Below are 17,291 nucleotides of genomic sequence, written 5' to 3' on the forward strand. Positions count from 1 at the left end.
ACGTCTCGGCGACGCCACCGCCCGCCCCGGTGTGGCCGGACCGTGGCCACCACAACGACGCTCCCGCAGCAGCGACCTCCTCGTCGACGCCTACCTGGGTCGGCGGCCGAGCAGCTGCATGACGGCCTCCCGGCAGGCCCGGGGCGCACGAGGAAGGCCGGCCGTCTACCGCCCCGGCAGTGGGGCCATCACTGCCCTTCCCTTCTGGACGCATGTCAAGGCCAGCAGCGAGGGCGGTGCCGGCCTTGACGTGGCGGCGGGCGCGGGCCAACGCGCCTGCCGGATGTCCTGAAGCAGTTTACAGCGGGAGTTGTATGCCGAGTTCCTGCATGGCGAGCGAGGGTGGGCCGCCTTCGGAGCGTTCGGTCTTGGAGCCCTTGATGCGGGGTTCGAGGGTGCGGGGGTCGACGGCTTCGGCTGGCGCGCTGTTGGCGTAGAGGCCGTCGGGCTGGCTGTCGCGGTCGTGGGGCAGGAGCCAGAAGACGCGGCGGCGGAAGGTGCCCGAGGCGCGGGAGGCTTTGGCGTTGGGGCCGAGGATGGCGTAGCCGACCATGCGGCCGTCGCGGTGGTAGGCGGGTTTGCCCTTGCGGGTGGGCAGCCGGTCCAGGCTCTGGCGGACGTAGTCGAGCTGGTCGGTGTCCTCCAGCCACACGATCTCGGTTTCGTGGCTGATCTCGTCCGCGCTGATCAGGGAACTCATTGGCTGGTGTCCCTTTCGTCGTCGGTGAGCAGTCCGATGCCCGGGTAGTGCTTGCGCTGGTTGGACAGGATCATCTCCTTGGGTGAGGCCAGTCCGACGAGTTCCCGTGTGCGGGCGGCGAACGCGCGTGAGGACATGACCAGGGCGCCTTCATTGTGGCACCAGGCCTTGTAGGCGGCGTAGAGCGCTGTCTGCTCGGCGCGCAGGTCGGGGCCGAGGCGGCAGCATTCGTCGTAGAAGCGGCCGGTGTGGTCTTCGGTTTCGGCGTAGGCGGTGGTGGCGATGCGGACGCGTTCGGGGCCGGTGAGGTCGCGGGCGCCGGCGAGGTAGCGGCGGGCGCCGTCGATGAGCCAGCTGAGGATGCCGGGGCCTTCCTCGGTGACGAGGATGTCGGCCAGGTTGTCGATCTTGCGGTCGTCGGAGACGATCCGCTCGAAGGGGAGCAGGCGCATGCGGCGCCAGAAGGCGAAGCCTCCGGTGCCGACTTCGGGTCGGGTGTTGCCCAGCAGCCAGAGCTTGTGGGTGGGTTCGAAGCTGAAGGGGTCCTGTCGCATGCGGCGGGCTTTGATGCGGTCGCCGCCGGTGAGCAGCTTGACCCGGGCCTCGTCGAACTTGTCGCCGGGCTTGATCTCCGAGCAGACGTAGATGCGGCGGCCGTGGAGTTCGGCGAGGTCGGTGGGGTGGCCTTCGAACGGTTTGGCCATCAGGAAGCCGGGCGGGGCGGCGTCGGCGTAGTCGCCGAGCAGCTTCATCGTGACGTCGAGGAGGACGCTCTTGCCGTTTTTGCCCTTGCCGTAGAGGAAGGGGAGGATCTGGGCGCCGACGTCGCCGGTGATCGAGTAGCCGAGCAGCAGGTGCAGGTAATCGATCATTTCCTGGCCTTCGGCGTCGTCGCCGAAGGTGTCGGTGAGGAAGCGCAGCCAGCGGGGGGTGGGCATGGGCTGCGGGCCGACGGTGGTGGAGCGGGAGTGGAAGTCCTTGCTCGGGTCGGGTGCCGACAGCAGGCCGGTGCGCAGGTCGACGACGCCGCGGGGGGTGCACAGGGCGTAGGGGTCGGCGTCCAGGCGGTCGGGGTTGAGGGACATGCCGGGGGCCGACTTGGCCTGGGCGAGCATGGCGTTGATGCCGGTGGTGGACAGGGCGCGGCGGCGGTGTTTTTCCAGGGCTGTGGTGGTGAAGTGGCCACGGGGGTCGTGGGTGGCGATGTTTTCGGCGAGGTCGCCTGCGGCCCACAGGACGGTCTCGTCCTCGTCCATTTGCCAGCGGGTGGTGTCCCACCGGAACCAGCCGATTCTGGAGACGTAGCGGTAGTCGGAGGCGTAGAGCTTGACGAAGAGCTTGGCGTTGCCGCGGTCGGTCAGGGTGTCGGGCAGCAGGCCGTTGGCGGTCGCTTCGCCCAGTGGCCGTTCGGGGGTGGCTTGGGCGGGCATCGGCACGGAGGCGGCCTGGTGGCGGATCTGGGCGGCGACGGCTTCCGGGTCGAAGTCGAAGAGAGTCTCGGGGCGGGGCGACGTCATGGGCGCCTCCCGCTGGCGTGGAGGGGCCGTTGCTTGCCGGCGGCGAGACCGCTGCGGATGATCTGCTGGATGCGCAGGTCCTGGCCGGGGCGGGCCGCGGCCGCGGTCTCCTTGAGCGCGTGCTCGGCTTCCTCGGGCAGGCGGCCGGCTGCGATGAGGCCTCCGAGGGTGTAGGCGGCGCGGTTGAGGGTGTCGGAGAAGCCTGCGCCTTCGGCGACTTGGCCGCAGGCCTCGACGGGGGCGAGGAGGGTGGCGAGGATGTGTCCGGCTTCCTGGCGGCCGCCGCCGGCGGCGAGGACAGCCTGCTGGGCGCGCGGCGGGACGGGCCGGGGCGCGGGAATGCTGGGTGCGGGCAGGTGCCCGGTGCGGTCGAGTTCCTGGGCGAGCCACAGCGGCAGGGCGGCGGGTTCACGGGCCTCGCCGACGGGGGTGTAGGTGCCGTGGGTTGTGGTGGTGCCGGGGGCGACGATGTAGCTTCCGTGGGCGCGGATGTCGACCTGCCAGGCGAGGGCGCGTCCGGGGGTGGAGCCGACGGAGGAGAGCCATTGGCGGCTGCCGGTGGCTCGGTACCAGACGTGGAGCCCGCCGGAGGGGGTGCGCACGCGCAGGGTGGTGGTGTCTTCGGCGGGGCTGCGCTGCCCGCGCAGGGCCGCGAGGACGGCGAGGGTGTGGAAGCCGGTGGCGAGGCCGGTGAGGTCGACTTGGTCGCCGATCGGGATGCCCGGCAGGATGCGGTCCCGTGCTGGGGGCTTGGCGGGGTGGGCGTCGATGTCGATGACCACGAGGCCGGCTGGGCCGCAGGAGACTCCGATGCCGAATTCAGGGTGTTGGCCCCACCACTGCTGGATGCGCTGCTGGTTGAGGGTGGCGGCGTAGAAGCTGTGACACCAGCGGCCGGCCCTCAGGCAGGGACAGTCACTTGCCGCGTGGGCGTCCTCACGGCAATCGCTGCAGTTCCCGGCCGGGGACTTGCGCCCAGGGGCGAGTGGGTGCACGGGCCAGCCTCGGCGGGCGCACCACTGCGCCGCCATCAGGCTTGGGGCAGCGACTGAAGGCCCGGGCGCAGTAGACCGTGAGTCGCTGCGAGAAAGGCGCAGCTCAGCAGGCATCCGCACCCCCTATCAGCGACCGAAGCGACTCAATGACGGACACAGACTAGCGAATAGCGGCGGTGTGGTCGTGGAACACATGCGGAACCTCGGTGACGCCGTGCTCATAGCTCAGGCCAGGCAAAGATGCTGCCAGCGACCGAGCAGAGAGCGCAGCGACTGGGGCCCGTTCAGTCGCTGCTCCTCACCAGACGCAAAAGGACCAGGTCAGATAGGAGTTGTGAACCAGAACAGCGACTGAAGCGACTGAAGCATCCGATATATCACGCACACGCACACACTCCATGGCGCTCATATATGCCAAACCTCAGTCGCTTCAGTCGCTGCAGCTCTTGGGCCAACCAGCTGACCTGCACTTTTACCTTCTTGCATGGGAGCGACCGAAGCAGCCGTTGGTCGCTGGCCGTTCAGTCGCTACCCCCAGGACCAGCGACTCGAGCGACCGAAGCGACCGATCCCCCGCCACATGGACACCGCGGCAGGCCGGGAGGGCTGCCCGCTCCCCTCGTATGTCCGCGGTGCCGGTTCGAGTTGCCTGGCGGGGCAGTGGAATTCGTCGCTCAGCAAGTGCAGGGCGACTCGTCGTGAGCTGGGCGTGTACGAGTGGAGCGGGCAGCTCAAGCGTTCAGTGCACCGGCTTACAAGCCGCACCGGCCCGTTCAGCTCCGAGCGCGGCTGCTACAGGTCGAACTCCAGGTGCTCGATGTCGGTGAAGCGGACGTCCTCCAGGGACCCGGCGCGGCGGCCGCGGTCCTGGAAGTACACCTCCTTGAGCCCTTCAGCGACGATCTGTTGCAGCTGCTGGTCACTGGCGCCAGCCTGTTGGGCGTCGAAGAGGCGGGCGGCGTACTGCGGCGGGAGCGCGACGGTCAGGTGCCGGAGCCGGGCGTCGTCGGTGGTGCCGATCGGCGCGGTGTAGCCGATGCGGGCGCGGGTGTCGATGACGATGCCACCGGTGGTCGCCGCCTTCTCGCGGGCCTTGGCACGGATCTGCGGCTGCCACCGCTTCTTCACCTCGCGCTCCAGGCGCGCGGCGAGGTCCGGGCGGGGCTTTTTGATCTGGTCCTTCACATACCGCTCGACGGTGCGCTGGGAGATGCGCAGCATCTGGGCGACCGCCTTGGTGGTCTTGAGCTGCTTGACCAGGTACCGCATCTGCGCGGGCGCGCTCTTGGGTGCCGGGCGGGTGAACGCCTTGTGGACCGCGGCTTCCAGGCCGTCCCCGAACAGGCTCATCGCCGTCTCCCGCTCTTCGTTCGTCCGCCGACCCACCCTAACGTGACGCATGATCGCCCGGACAGGTCCTCGGGCCAGATCAGCAAGGCCATCGACAGCTTCTCCTCCCCTGCACCGAGTCGTCCAAGGCTCGAATCTGCTGCAGGAGACGATGCCCGCCGGTGCCACCGCGTCGTGTGGCACCGGGCGGCGACATCAAGGACGTCGCCGCCCAGGACCGGATGACCGTCACCCTCGACAAGCTCGCCAAGATCCCGGTGGGCCCGGGTGATGACCATCCGGTCTCCAGGATCAGGATGAGGAGGGACGGCGGCGAGGAGCAGGCCGGCCCTGAAGAAGGGGCCGGCCGTTGGCCGGCGTGGGGCGTACCCCCTGTCGGGGGCCGCGTGGGGGGTAGGGGGCGGCTCCCTTTCGGGACCCTGGTCGGACGGGTGCGGGCCCGGGGCCGATGGCCCCGGATCGGGTGGCGTTCGAGGCGAGGCCCGTACCGTCTGGCATGACCTGGACGGGCATGGACCACTTCGGTGATCTCGGATCTCGCGTCAGCTATGCCGCTGTTGAGCTTGGCTAGGCCGTGCCCTGCAACAGCTGGTACTGGCTGCTCTGGGCGTACAGCGGCCTGGTCTCCCACACTCGTGGCGGCCCAGACTTACCGGTTGTAGTCGAGTTCAAACCAGACCACCTTGCCTGTGCTCAGCCGGGTCGCGCCCCAGCGCCGGGCCAGCCGGTTCACTACGTACAGGCCACGTCCCGCATTGTCGGTGAAGCGGGGCTGCTGCAACCGAGGGAGTTGCGGCACATCGTCGCCAACCTCGCAGCGCAGCACGTCCGTGCGCAGCAGCCGCATGGTGACCGGTCGGGAGGCATAGCGCACCGCGTTGGTGACGACCTCGCTGACCAGCAGCTCCACGGAGTCCGTGAGTTTCCATGCCCCAGCGCTGCAGCGCGCCCCGGGCGAAACGTCGGGCCCGGCCCGGGGCCGTGTCCTCCGGCTCCAGGGCCCAGTACACCACGTCGCTGGGTGCGATGCCGTTGAAGCGTGCGGCGAGCAGTGCGATGTCGTCGTCCCGGTCGCCCGGGCCGAGCATGTCGAGCACCTCGTCGCACAGCGCTTCCAGGGGCGGCGGATGGTCCGGCCCGGTGAGCTGCGCGACCGCGGCGAGCTTCTCCCGCAGCTGCTCGATGCCGGTCCACACATCGTGTTCACCGTGCTCGCCGCGATGTCCGGCATGGAGCGCGAGTACATCCGCGACCGCACCCTTGAAGGACACGAGAGCGCGCGGAAGCGCGGCAAGACCATCGGCGGCGCCGGAGTCACCGACGGCGACATGCTGTCCATGGCCGTCCACCTGCGCGACCAGGAGCTGAGCCTGCGCGACATCGCCAAGAGGCTCGTCATCACCACGGGCGCCAAGAAGGGCCAGCACCCCTCGCCCGCCACCGTCATGCGGATGCTGCGAGAGCACGACGAACAGGCCGCCGCGGCGGCGGTGACCACCTGAAAGCTACCGGCCGGTTACTTGTTCCCTGGCAGACGGATAGGAGACCGGGGCCGTGACTGAGCGTCCTCGCTGGCCAGCATCTCCGCGCTCAGCACCGGGATGGCCCGCCGGTAGAGTCGGTCCGAGGAGAGTGCTGATCTGGGGGACTCATGACGGCAGCGGGTGCACCGCCCATCATCTTCGTACACGGGACGCGGTTCAGCGCGGGACAGTGGAGCCCACAGCTCGCCGCACTCCAAGAGGACTTCCTGGTAGCCGCTGTTGACCTACCAGGCCACGGCGCCCGCTCTGCTCAACCCTGGAGCCTGAACGCGGCGACGGAGATCATCGCTTCCGCGGTGGACACGCTCGACTGCGGACCGGCTCTGGTCGTCGGGCACTCGCTCGGCGGATACGCCTCACTGGAGTTCGCGCGGCGCTGCCCCGAGCAGCTGCGGGGGCTGGTCCTTGCTGGAGCCAGTGCCTCAACTCGTGGCCCGTGGGCAACGCCGTATCGGTGGGTCGCCGGGCTCGTCCCTCGCATACCGGCGGACCGGCTGGCCCGGTGGAACGACCGGTTGCTGCGCCGGCTCTATCCTCCCGAGGTGGTGGAGGCGACCATCCTCTCTGGCTACGCCTTCCACACTCTGCCAGCCGCCTGGGGCGAGGTGCTGGGCCGCTTTGACGCGGGTGCGATGCGTCATGTGGTGGCTCCCGTGCTCATCTTGAACGGCGAGAAGGACACCGTCTTCCGGTCCGGCGAGTTGGACTTCGCCCGCGCTCATCCGCACGCCCGCGTCGAATTGATCCCGCGGGCAAGACATCTCGCGAACTTCGACGATCCAGATGCCTTCACCGATGCTGTCCGCCGCTTCGCCCTGCAGCTACCTGTTGGCAGCTGAGGGCGCCAGAGTCGGGTCCACCAGGGCCACCCGAGCGCAGCGGGACCCTGAACGCTCAGGCTGACCAAATCGCGCGCTCACTAGCCGCGGCGGCGGTCGTGAGCCGGTCGTCGCGCTCGCCGTGGTCGGCCTCGGCCTGGCGGACCCAGCCGCGCAGGGCCTCTTTCTCCACCCAACTCGGGGCACTTCCCCGACTCCACGCAACTCGGGGCAGGCCGGGGGACTCCACAAATCTCAGTACAGCTCAGTCTGCGTACATAGATGGGCTCGGCCACCGCTCCTCCAGCGGTCGGATTGGACGTCACCACACATCCAATCGCCACAGCCACCAACCCGGTGAACCTATGTGGTCACAGCACTATCCGAGAACAGGGCCCACATCGCCCGCGACCGGACCCGGGGCACGGAAAGTACGCCGGTACGCCGACGGGGCGACCCCCGTCTCCGCCGCCAGGTGCCGCCGCAGCGATGTGGCGGTGGCGAAGCCGACCTCGTGGGCGACCCGTTCCACCGGCAGGTCGCTGGATTCCAGCAGGTGCCGCGCCCGCCGCAGCCGCTGCTGGGTCAGCCAGCGGCCGGGACTCAGACCGGTCTCCTCCTGGAAGCGCCGGGCGAAGGTGCGGGTGCTCATCGCCGCGTGCGCGGCCAGCTCGTCCAGCGACAGCGGCAGTTCCAGCCGCTGCAACGCCCAGTCGCGGGTCGGCCCGGTGCCGGTTCCGCTCGCCGGCGGCAGTGGCCGCTCGATGTACTGCGCCTGCCCGCCGTCCCGGTACGGCGGCACGACGCAGTAACGGGCGACCTGGTTGGCCACCTCGCTGCCGTGGTCCTGGCGCACCAGGTGCAGGCAGACGTCGACACCGCTCGCCGCCCCCGCTGAGGTCAGCACGTCACCGTGGTCGACGAAGAGCACGCCAGCGTCAAGCTCGACCTGGGGGAACAGTTCCCGGAAGTGGTCGGTGAGTGCCCAGTGGGTGGTAGCCCGGCGCCCATCCAGGAGACCGGCGGCGGCCAGCAGGAAGGCGCCGGTGCAGATGGACACCAGGCGGGTACCGGGGCGGACGCGGGACAGGGCGTCGAGGGCCTGCGAGTCCGCGGTGGCGGCCGAGGCCTGGGTGATCGCGTACGGAGGGATGATCACGGTGTCCGCCTCGGCCAGCACTTCGGGACCGTGCCCGGGGGTGACGGCCAGGTCCGAGTCGGTACGCACGGGCTGCCCGTCCACGCTCGCGGACAGCACCTCGTAGCGGCCACCGGCGGAGCCCAGGACCCGGTGAGGTATGCCGAGTTCGAAGGGATAGATCCCGTCGAGAACAAGGACGACCACCTTGTGGGCGCCCGGCCGCGGTTCCGGGCGCATCAGGCGACCCAGTTCGGCTGCACGATCGGCGAGGTCACGGGCCCGGGAGGGCGCGGCGGAGGCGGGGCGGACGGTGGGAGTACTGCAGGCGCCGGGAACGCAGCGGGCGGCAGGGTAGATGCGCATGGCAAGAATGTATCGAATGCTGACCTTCTTGCCGTCGCCCCGGGCCGGACCGTACGGCCAGGATCGAGGCATGACTTCGACGGAGACACTTGAGAACCTCAACTCCCCGGACCCAGCGGCCGCCACTGACTCCTCTAATCTTGCTGCCCCGGATGGAGCCCCCCTGATGCTCGCCCTGCACCAGACGGCCCTCGGCGGCCCCGAGGTCCTACAGCTGACCGAGGTTCCGCGGCCGACGCCCGGGCCCGGGCAGATCCTCGTCGCCGTGCACGCGGCCGGACTCAATCCCACGGACTTCAAGCACCGCGCCCTGAGTATTTTCCTGCCGCCCCCACCGCTGACCCTGGGTTGGGACGTCTCCGGCACCGTGGTGGAGATCGGCTTCGGCGTCACCCTCTTCCGGCCCGGTGACGAGGTGTTCGGCATGCTGCCCTACCCCCACGGGGCTGGCTCCCACGCCGAGTACGTGACCGGCCCCGCCCGCGCCTTCGCCGCCAAGCCCGCCGGCATAGACCACGTCCAGGCGGCCGCTCTGCCGCTGGCCGCGCTCACCGCCTGGCAGGCTCTCACGAGACCGCGGGCCTCCGGGCCGGGCAGCGGGTCCTGATCCACGCTGCGGCCGGCGGTGTCGGTCATCTCGCCATACAGATCGCCAAGGAGCGCGGCGCGCACGTCACCGGGACGGCGAGTGCCCCCAAGCATGACTTTCTGCGCGAGCTCGGCGCGGATGTCTGCATCGACCACCGCTCTGAGGACTTCACCGACACCGAAGAGCGCTACGACGTCGTCCTTGACGCCCTCGGCGGCGAGACCGCCACCCGTTCCGTGAGCGTGATCCGCCCCGGCGGTGTCCTGGTCTCCCTCCTGCCAGGCAACAAGGACACCCAGGCCGCAGCGGAGAAGGCACAGGTCCGCGCGCTCATCCTGCTCGTTGAGCACGACCAGGCCGGAATGCGCGCCGTAGCCGAGCTCGTCGGCCGGGGAAGTCTCCGCGCCCACGTCTCCCGCGCCTTCCCCCTCGCCGAAGGTGCCCGGGCCCACGCCCTAGGGGAGACGGGCCGCACCACAGGCAAACTGGTTATCACCGTGCGCTGAGGCGGGATGGCTCGGGGGTTGTCCCGGGCCGCGGCACAGGACGGGGGTCGTCCCGCGCCGTGCGTGCTCCAAGGTCTGTGCCACGCCTCCAGCATTTCCCGGGCGCTGGCTGAGCACGAGGAGACCCAGGCGTACCCGGAAGCCGTCGAGACGGCACACGCCGACTTCGCCTACCCTCCAGCAGCGCGGCTGGTGCGTCTACGTCTGCTGAGGCTGGCAACCACTGGCTGGGGGATCGACGCAGGCGCTCCAGAGCTTCACACCGGCGCGGTGGGAAACAGGGCTCCGGGGGCCAGGTCCAACCTGGTGGCGACGACGTCCTTGGGCGGGGTGAGGTCCAAGTGCCAGTCGCCGAAGCGGCGTATCGTGCGCGTGATCAGCGGGCTGACGGTGGCCAGGTCGTCGGGGTCCACGAGATGGCCCTCGGCGGCGAGGGCGTTGGCGGCATCGGTAATGTCCAGCGCGGTGGAGTAGATTGCACAGTTGGCGATCAGCTCGTTGAATTTGACGACTCGCTCCTGGTAGTCCGGGTCGTTGTGGCCGATCAGCCGTCCGCCGATCATCAGATGCGTAGCGAAGCCGTGGAACGCCTCCGTGCGGTTGGTGATCGCGGTGATCTGGACACGCAGCTCGGGCTCGGACAGGTATCGAAGGAGCGTCACGGTCCTGATGACCCTGCCCAATTCGCGTAGCGCCTTGTAGATCCGGTTGCGCTTCGAGTGGTTGCCCAGACGGCGCAGCAGCGTCACCGAGGACAGCCGACCCTCCCGGATCGAGATCCCGGTACGCAGCAGATCCCTCCAGTGGCGTTCGATGAGGGCCCAGTCGATGACATTGTCGTCGAACAGGGAGTCGATGTGCTTGTACCGCACCTTGGCGTCCGGCCGGTAGAAGTTCAGGTCGTGCCAGTTGCGTATGCGGGGAAGGAGGTCGAATCCGAGGAGCGCGGCCAGGCCGAACACTGGCAGCGAAGCCCCTTGCGTGTCGGCGTGGATGGTGTCGGGCTGGATGTCGGAGACGTTGGACAGCAGCGAGTCCAGTAGATACACCGCCTCCCACACCCCGCACGGGATGAAGTGAGAGAAAAGCGCGATGTAGTTGTCGGACACCAGCCGAAACGCCAGAGCCCCGAACCCGCCATATCTGACGTGGGACTCGGCCCGCAGGCTGTCTTCCCAAGTGTCAATCTGCGAACCGTCGGTGGCCGCGGTCGACCCGTCGCCCCACATCGCGGCGACATCCAGCTTCGCAAAGGCGTTGACCACGTCCGCCAACGCCTTGTAGATCTTGTCAGGGGTGGCGTGCTTGTTCCCAGCCGTGTAGATCTCGTGGGCGCTGACCCCGCGCATGTGCCGGGCGACCTCGGCCGGCCCGAGGTTCCCCCCGTAGGCGAACGCAGTCACCACGTACCGGCCCAGGGTGTCGCGGATCTTCGGATCGGAACCGGAGGCCGGGCCGAAATGCCGCGGCCAGCCCGTCAAGTGGGCGGTGCGGGCCAGGATGTCCAGCAGTGCGCGGTCGGGCAGCCGGTCCAGCACCGCGGCCTCCAGCGCGATCGCTGCCGGCCGCCGCTCGGCGCCCTTGCGCCGCGCCAGCACCGGCCGTCCGCCCTCCAGGCGCAGGTCCGTGTTGGCCGGGTAGCCCGCGTCGACCTCCGTGGCCGTCTTCGTCAGCAGCGCCCGGTAGTGCGCTGCCAGCGCCTTCGCGTCGGTCGGAATGCCAGCCTGGGTGCAGAACTCTGTGACCTTGTCCTCGCACTCCTCCCAGCTCATCAACTGGGCATGAAGGTTGGCGTAGGAGTCCGAGCCGACCACCGCGATGTCCCCGGACCGCAGCTCGGCGGCCAGATGGGAGAACACGCACACCTCCAGGTGCCGGCGGGCCAGCATCCCCGGACGCCGCCGGTCGCGCAGCGTGCGCCTCCACAAGAGCCCTGCGAAGGCGTCGACGTCGACCGTCAGGACCACGTCCTTGCCGTCGCGCTTGACGGTGACGCTCTCCTCGATCCACTCCGCGCGTCGGTCCAGATCCCGGTTGGCCTTGACGAACTCCAGCGCGTCCAGCACCGACCGCTCCGCGGACGTCGCCTCCAGCTCAATCGCGTCCACCAGCGTGAACAGCACCGCCCGGTGCGACTTGTAGTACTGCTCGCACAGCGGCAGGTAGTTGTTGCCGTGGTGCGCGGCCACCGCCTCGTGCGACGCGCTCAGCGCCGCGATGCCTCCGCCGACCGTCAGCGCCGCCAAGACCATCTCCCCAGTCCGCGCCGCTGCGGACCTCCCGTCTTCGGCATCGGGCGCGTTTGCTGTGTCGGCCGCATCGGCAGCCTCGCGCACCGCGGCCAGAACATCGCCGAACACCTCCAGCAGCCGCTCGGACTCAGCGCGGTGCTCCTCACGCAGCGCCTCCAGCCGGGCCCGGCCCTTCTTGTGGATGACCGCCATGCGCTTGCAGAACATCTCGGTCACCTCGTCCCGAGCCGAGGTACGCAACACGTGGATGAAGCTGGCCAGCAGCGTGAACCGCTTCTCGTCGCCGATCTTGACGAAGTCCGCGACGTCGGTGACCCGCGCCTCGCCAGCGAAGTGCGAGATCTTGCCCGGCGGGACCCCTTGCAGCCATGCGTCGGTCGGCCCGAGCGCGTCCAGGTCGGCAAGATGCGCCAGGCGGACCTTGAACTTGCCGATCGTCGCGGCCTTCGCCGGGTCCTTCAGCCGGTCGAACCGGCTGCGCCGACTGGACGGGTCCACTACCAGCAGCTCGGCCAGCCTCGCGCGCTGCCCCGGAGTGATCCGGCCGGCGACAGTGGCGAACACCTCCCGGTTCACCTCGGCGCGGATCTTGGCCACCATCCGGTCCAGCGTGGTGTATCCGGGCAACTCCCGACCGGATTCCAGCAACTCCTCCAACGCTACGTTGATCAGGTCAGCCGGGTTGTCCTTCGTGACCGCTGCCGCTCGGATCGCCGTCTCGGCGATGCCGCGCACATCCGCCGCGTCGTACTTCACCCCCAAGCGCTCGCGCACGTAGTCGCGATACCGCGCAGCCGACCGCACCGCTTCCACCCCGACCGCCACACTGTCCGGCAGTCCCAGCGCGGTGCGTATGTGACGGGCCACCGCGTCGGGAACCTCGTCCAGGCCGGGGAAATAGCGCATCCGCTGGTAGCACTTCAGCCATATCACCAGCACGAGGAAGGTCTGGTCAGCGGTCGTCTTCCCTCGCGCCCAGCTGACCTCGTCCGCTGTGGGTGTGAACGACTCGACCAGCTCCCGCGCCGTGACGGTCCCGGGGAACCTCGGGTAGGCCGTGCGGTCGATCGATGCCAACACACACCTCGAAGATCACAGGGGCCAGGATGACGGAATCCTAACGATCCCTATCAAGGCGACCCGCGCTGGCCTCTACCAGCGGTGAAACAAGGTCGTGGCACGTTTCGCTCGTATTCCGGCCCCACCCCCAGTGGAGCCGGACGCCGCCCCGGGCGCCGGTGCGGCTGACGTCCCAGATGAGGGTCATGTAGAGCGTCTGGCGGCGATCGACCTGGTGGTAGGCGCGAGATGTCCGGTCGGCGCGGACGATGCCCGGCGCAATGCCCCGGTCGGTGAGGGCCTCTTCGACGGCCTGAACGCACGGCCAGTGCGGCAGTGCCTTGGGCCATGTCCCCCAACCTGGCGGATCAAGCAGCACTGGCCTCATCCTTCCGCCGTGGGCCGATCGGATTCATGAGGCGCGCCGGAAGACAGCGGCCGGGCCGATGACGCGGGGCCCGAACCGGTCGCGGACGCGGTCGACGGCGGCTTCGGCCACGAGCCGGTCCTCACGGGCGTCATCGAGACTGATCTGCTGGGCGACCTGGTTGGCGTCGACGAGGTCCTCGCCCTGGAGCGCGAGCGCGACCAGCCGGCCGCGCTGGAGACCGGCGGCGTCCATCAACTGGTAGGCGAGGGCGCGCAGGTCGTCGTCGTGGGCGGAGGGCTCGGCCAGGCGGCGGGTCTTCTCCCAGCGGCTGCCGCCGGCGAACGTCAGCGCCAGGGTGAGGGCGCGGGCCGCCTGGCTGCGCCGGCGCAGCAGGGCGCCGAGGCGGACCACGAGCTCGAGGAGGGCGGCGCGGGCCTCCGCTCCGTCTAGGTGTGCTGTCCCGGAACGTTGGTGACAGGCGACACGCCTTGAGCGGTCCTTGAACGAGGCGAGGGCCTCTGGTTTCGGTGTGGACTGCGACATCGACAACCGGCACCCAGGAGGCCCTCGTTGTTCCACCGTAACGCCCCGCTGACCGCGACCGGCCGGCTGCGTCTGGCCCGGTGTGTCGTCGACGACGGCTGGCCGCTGCGCAGGGCCGCGGAACGCTTCCAAGTCAGCCACACCACCGCAGCCCGCTGGGCAGACCGCTACCGGCAGCTGGGAGCCGCCGGAATGCAGGACCGCTCCAGCCGCCCGCACCACCAGCCTGGCCGCACCCCGGCCGCCATCGAGGAGCAGGTCGTGAACCTGCGCCGCGAACACCGCATCGGACCGGTCCGGCTGGCCGCCCGATGCGGCATCGCCGCCTCCACCGCCCACCGCATCCTGCGCCGCCGCCACCTGCCCGCCCTGGCCGCCACCGACCGGGCCACCGGCGAACCCGTACGCCGCTTTGAGCGCTCCCGGCCCGGCGAACTGCTCCACATCGACGTCAAGAAACTCGGCCGCATCCCCGACGGCGGCGGCCACAAAGTCCTCGGCCGTCAGGCCGGCCGGGCCAACCAAAACCGCCGCAACGGCACCGGATACGCCTACCTGCACACCGCCCTGGACGACCACACACGCCTGGCCTACACCGAGGACCTGCCCGACGAGAAGGCCGCCACCTGCGCGGCCTTCCTCAAGCGGGCTGCCGCCTGGTTCGCCGCACGCGGCGTGACCGTCGAGCGGGTGCTGACCGACAACGCCTGGGTCTACACCAAGAACACCTGGCGCGACACCTGCCGCGAGCTGGGCATCAGCCCCCGCTGGACCCGGCCCTGGCGGCCGCAGACGAAGGGCAAGGTCGAGCGCTTCCACCGCACCCTGCTCGAGGAGTGGGCCTACCAGCGCCCCTACACCTCGGACGCCGAACGACAGGCAGCGTTTGACGACTGGCTGGACTGGTACAACTACCACCGACCCCACACCGGCATCAGCGGTCACACCCCAGCCAGCCGCGTCACCAACCTGTCCGGTCAGCACATCTAGGGCGTGGCGGGTGAAAGCGTGGTGGACGGTCGCGGACTCGGGCAGGGCGCGGGGGACGACGGGGCGCGGGTCGATGCCGCGGGCCTGGTCGGTGGCCAGGCGGCCGGCGCGGCCGCCCAGCAGGCGCTGGACGGTGGCGGGCGGGACGGCGGCGAGCAGGCCGATGCAGTGGATGCCGTACTCGCGCAGCATCTGCGCCTGGCGGGGGCCGATGCCGTGCAGTGCGTCGACCGGCAGCGGGGCGAGCCAGTCGACGACCTGGCCCGGGGCAACGGCGAGCACACCGCCCGGCGGGTCGATCTGGGCGGAGGCTGTGGCCGCGACCGTGATGGACGGTCCGATCCCGACCCGGACGTCGACACCGAGACGGGACAGCGTGCGCACCCGCAGGATCTCGCCCAGGCGGCGGGTGTCAGCGCCGTGGTAGCGCAGGGCGCCCTTGAGCTCGACCAGGGCCGCCGACGGCGGCCGCGCCTGCACCACCGGCGACAGGTCCGCCAGTTCCTCGAGCACCTGCCGGTAGGTCTCCCGGGGCAGCCCGTGCGGGCAGCGCACGTGCATACACCTCCTCAGCTCCCACGGTATCGAACTAGAATTCGAATACGCGAGGGTGCGGCCCGCGTGGAGCGAGATCCCGGGACGGAACGTGTTCGACGACCTGCCACCTCACCTGAGCGACTGCTCACCCTGAGGGTGTGGCACGCGATGTGGCTGGCGCGCATCGACAGCAAGATCGCCGATCTTCAGCGGCGGGAAGCCGAGCGGGAACACGGTCAACACAGCCGGCCCGCCAGGCCGGAGTGGATCGTGCAGCTCGACATCGGCACCGGACGCCCGCCTGTCCAGGTCCACGCCGGCGACTGCTACGCCGCGGGCAACCGCCGCCGCCCCGTCGACCGGAACGAAGCCCGCCGCCTCCTGGCCTCCGGGCTGCCTGCCTGCCCCCACTACCAGCCCGACATCGAACTCCGCATCCTTGACTGATCACCCGGCCGGAGGCGGATGGAGGACCGCCCCCAACCGCACGCGCCGCGACATACGTGGGGAGCATGCCCCCCGTACGCGTGGTCCGGCAGCAGGTCCGCCGAGAATCGAACGGCCGTGTCATTCACGCCGTATCCTGCGGTCGAGGCGACCGGTGCCGGTCGCCCAGAACAGGACACTCCACGATGACGACTCCCGTGCCGCCGGTCACCGAGCCCGACCCCTCCGCTCTGACCTGCCCGGGTGACCAGGTCGGCCCGTGCGCCACCTGCCAGCGCAAGACCCACAAATACGGCCGCGGCGGCTGCCCGCTGTGCCAGTGGTGCATGGCGCCGGCCATGGAGAAGTGGGGCCCGGGCGTGCGGTACATCAACACGCGCTCCTGAAGGGCCCGGAGCCTGGCCCGGGTGGGGCTAAGCGCTGCGCGGCCGGCGCCCCGACGTCTTCTTCGCGGTCTTCTTCTCGGTGGCCTTCTTGGCCGGCTGCTTCTTCGCCGTCCTCTTGGCCGCGGCCTTCTTCGGCAGCTCGTGCACGTCGGCCTCCTCGCCACGGGACGCTCTGGCCTGCTGCACAGACTGCTGCAGTGCGGCCATCAGATCGACGACCTGGGCCGATGCGGACTCCGGTTCCGGCGCCGCGGGCAGTTCACGGTGTTCCCGTTTGGCCTCGATGACCTCAGCGACGGCCTCGGTGTACCGGTCGCGGAACTCCTCCCCCTCAAGATCCTCGTGGGCCATCGTGTCCAGGAGCGCGAGCGCGCTGTCGATCTCGTCGTCGCTCACCTCCACGGGCGGCGGCAGCAGCGAGGACGGGTCCCGGATCTCGTCCGGCCAGCGCATCGCGTGCAGTACGAGCGCGTCTTCGCGGACCCGCAGCAGCCCGAGCCGTTCGCGGCCGCTCCAGGCGTACTTGGCGACCGCGACCTTCGACGACCGGGCGAGCGCCTGGCGTAGCAGCTTGTACGGCTTGGCCGCGACCTGCCCGCTCGGCTGGAGGTAGTAGCCCTCCGCGATGCGGATCGGGTCCACCGACTCCAGGGGCACGAACGCGACGATCTCGATCGCCTTCGCCGTCGGCAGCGGCATGTTCGCCAGCTCCTCGTCGGTGATCGGGATGATCTGGGTCTTGGACAGCTCGTATCCCTTGCCGATCTCGTCGCTGGTGACCTCGCGGTCCTCCACCTCGCAGAACTTGCGCACCCGGACCCGCCCCATGTCCTCCAGGTGGTACTGGTGGAACTGGAAACTGTGGTTCTCCGTGGCGCTGACCACGTTGACCGGAACGGTCACGAGACCGAACGAGATGGCGCCTGACCAGATAGTTCTGGGCACAGCAGACCTCCGCGACGAGCCCCGAGCACCTTCAGGCTATGAGGCACGCCCTACCCGCGCACGCTGACAGCGGAGGCCTGGTATGCACGCCCTCCGGGCTCGTCCGTGCGCGTAAGTCCATCGCAGGATCTCGACAGGGACCATGACGTTCTATTCGGCCATGCCGTTGATGACGCGGTAGGCGACGTACAGCCCGTACAAGGCGAGAAGCACGCCGAGGAATCGCGTCCACGCGGGCA

13 protein-coding genes and 3 pseudogenes are annotated in these 17,291 nt (G+C 69.7%); 6 read left to right on the forward strand and 10 right to left on the reverse strand.

Going from position 1 to position 17,291, the window contains the following annotated elements:
- Nucleotides 1–298: 298 nt before the first annotated feature.
- From AC07F0_RS36210 to AC07F0_RS36230, 5 genes and pseudogenes are all read right to left on the reverse strand, one after another.
- Entirely contained in the window at nt 299–700 is a 402-nt protein-coding gene (locus AC07F0_RS36210; protein ID WP_478984201.1) for a DUF6009 family protein, read from the reverse strand.
- Nucleotides 697–2,217 (reverse strand): DNA primase family protein, encoded by a 1,521-nt coding sequence (locus AC07F0_RS36215; RefSeq protein WP_478984202.1) that lies wholly within the window; start codon nt 2,215–2,217, stop codon nt 697–699. The genes AC07F0_RS36210 and AC07F0_RS36215 overlap by 4 nt, the downstream gene beginning before the upstream one ends.
- Nucleotides 2,214–3,248: a bifunctional DNA primase/polymerase gene (locus tag AC07F0_RS36220; RefSeq protein WP_478984204.1), complete on the reverse strand. Its 1,035-nt coding sequence runs from the start codon at nt 3,246–3,248 to the stop codon at nt 2,214–2,216. Before AC07F0_RS36220 ends, AC07F0_RS36215 begins: the two co-directional genes overlap by 4 nt.
- Before the next feature lie 756 nt (nt 3,249–4,004).
- Entirely contained in the window at nt 4,005–4,562 is a 558-nt protein-coding gene (gene tpg / locus AC07F0_RS36225) for a telomere-protecting terminal protein Tpg (RefSeq protein WP_478984206.1), read from the reverse strand.
- Between the two features lie 649 nt (nt 4,563–5,211).
- Nucleotides 5,212–5,767: pseudogene (locus tag AC07F0_RS36230) on the reverse strand (ATP-binding protein); the annotation flags it as partial.
- Between AC07F0_RS36230 and AC07F0_RS36235 the strand changes: the two are divergent.
- Together AC07F0_RS36235 and AC07F0_RS36240 are read left to right on the forward strand one after the other, a co-directional pair.
- Nucleotides 5,690–6,064, forward strand: a complete 375-nt coding sequence (locus AC07F0_RS36235; RefSeq protein WP_478984228.1) for a hypothetical protein — start codon at nt 5,690–5,692, stop codon at nt 6,062–6,064. The pseudogene AC07F0_RS36230 and the gene AC07F0_RS36235 sit on opposite strands and share 78 nt — an antisense overlap.
- Before the next feature lie 149 nt (nt 6,065–6,213).
- Complete coding sequence (locus AC07F0_RS36240; protein ID WP_478984208.1) at nt 6,214–6,945, forward strand: alpha/beta fold hydrolase; 732 nt, start codon at nt 6,214–6,216, stop codon at nt 6,943–6,945.
- A 358-nt stretch (nt 6,946–7,303) separates the two neighbouring features.
- On the opposite strand, the gene AC07F0_RS36245 is transcribed toward AC07F0_RS36240, so the two are convergent.
- Complete coding sequence (locus AC07F0_RS36245; RefSeq protein ID WP_478984210.1) at nt 7,304–8,428, reverse strand: GlxA family transcriptional regulator; 1,125 nt, start codon at nt 8,426–8,428, stop codon at nt 7,304–7,306.
- Between the two features lie 166 nt (nt 8,429–8,594).
- Between AC07F0_RS36245 and AC07F0_RS36250 the strand changes: the two are divergent.
- A pseudogene (locus tag AC07F0_RS36250) lies at nt 8,595–9,523 on the forward strand (NADP-dependent oxidoreductase).
- A 257-nt stretch (nt 9,524–9,780) separates the two neighbouring features.
- On the opposite strand, the gene AC07F0_RS36255 reads toward AC07F0_RS36250, so the two are convergent.
- Both AC07F0_RS36255 and AC07F0_RS36260 read right to left on the reverse strand, forming a co-directional pair.
- A complete protein-coding gene (locus AC07F0_RS36255) occupies nt 9,781–12,855 on the reverse strand; it encodes a Tn3 family transposase (protein WP_478984212.1) in 3,075 nt (1,024 codons plus the stop codon).
- A gap of 391 nt (nt 12,856–13,246) precedes the next feature.
- A complete protein-coding gene (locus AC07F0_RS36260; RefSeq protein ID WP_478984222.1) occupies nt 13,247–13,747 on the reverse strand; it encodes a DinB/UmuC family translesion DNA polymerase in 501 nt (166 codons plus the stop codon).
- Between the two features lie 27 nt (nt 13,748–13,774).
- Between AC07F0_RS36260 and AC07F0_RS36265 the strand changes: the two genes are divergently transcribed.
- Nucleotides 13,775–14,737: an IS481 family transposase gene (locus tag AC07F0_RS36265; RefSeq protein ID WP_478984214.1), complete on the forward strand. Its 963-nt coding sequence runs from the start codon at nt 13,775–13,777 to the stop codon at nt 14,735–14,737.
- On the opposite strand, the pseudogene AC07F0_RS36270 reads toward AC07F0_RS36265, so the two are convergent.
- Nucleotides 14,732–15,298 (reverse strand): annotated as a pseudogene (locus AC07F0_RS36270) (hypothetical protein); the annotation flags it as partial. The gene AC07F0_RS36265 and the pseudogene AC07F0_RS36270 overlap by 6 nt on opposite strands.
- A gap of 144 nt (nt 15,299–15,442) precedes the next feature.
- Between AC07F0_RS36270 and AC07F0_RS36275 the strand changes: the two are divergent.
- Together AC07F0_RS36275 and AC07F0_RS36280 are read left to right on the forward strand one after the other, a co-directional pair.
- Nucleotides 15,443–15,721 carry a DUF6233 domain-containing protein gene (locus tag AC07F0_RS36275; RefSeq protein WP_478984224.1) on the forward strand — a complete coding sequence of 93 codons (279 nt, stop codon included), beginning with the start codon at nt 15,443–15,445 and terminating at the stop codon, nt 15,719–15,721.
- Nucleotides 15,722–15,906: 185 nt separating this feature from the next.
- A complete protein-coding gene (locus tag AC07F0_RS36280; protein WP_365097202.1) occupies nt 15,907–16,107 on the forward strand; it encodes a hypothetical protein in 201 nt (66 codons plus the stop codon).
- A 27-nt stretch (nt 16,108–16,134) separates the two neighbouring features.
- On the opposite strand, the gene ku is transcribed toward AC07F0_RS36280, so the two are convergent.
- Entirely contained in the window at nt 16,135–17,052 is a 918-nt protein-coding gene (gene ku, locus AC07F0_RS36285; RefSeq protein WP_478984216.1) for a non-homologous end joining protein Ku, read from the reverse strand.
- Between the last annotated feature and the right edge of the window lie 239 nt (nt 17,053–17,291).

The sequence above is a fragment of the Streptomyces sp. NPDC045955 genome, assembly GCF_056430805.1.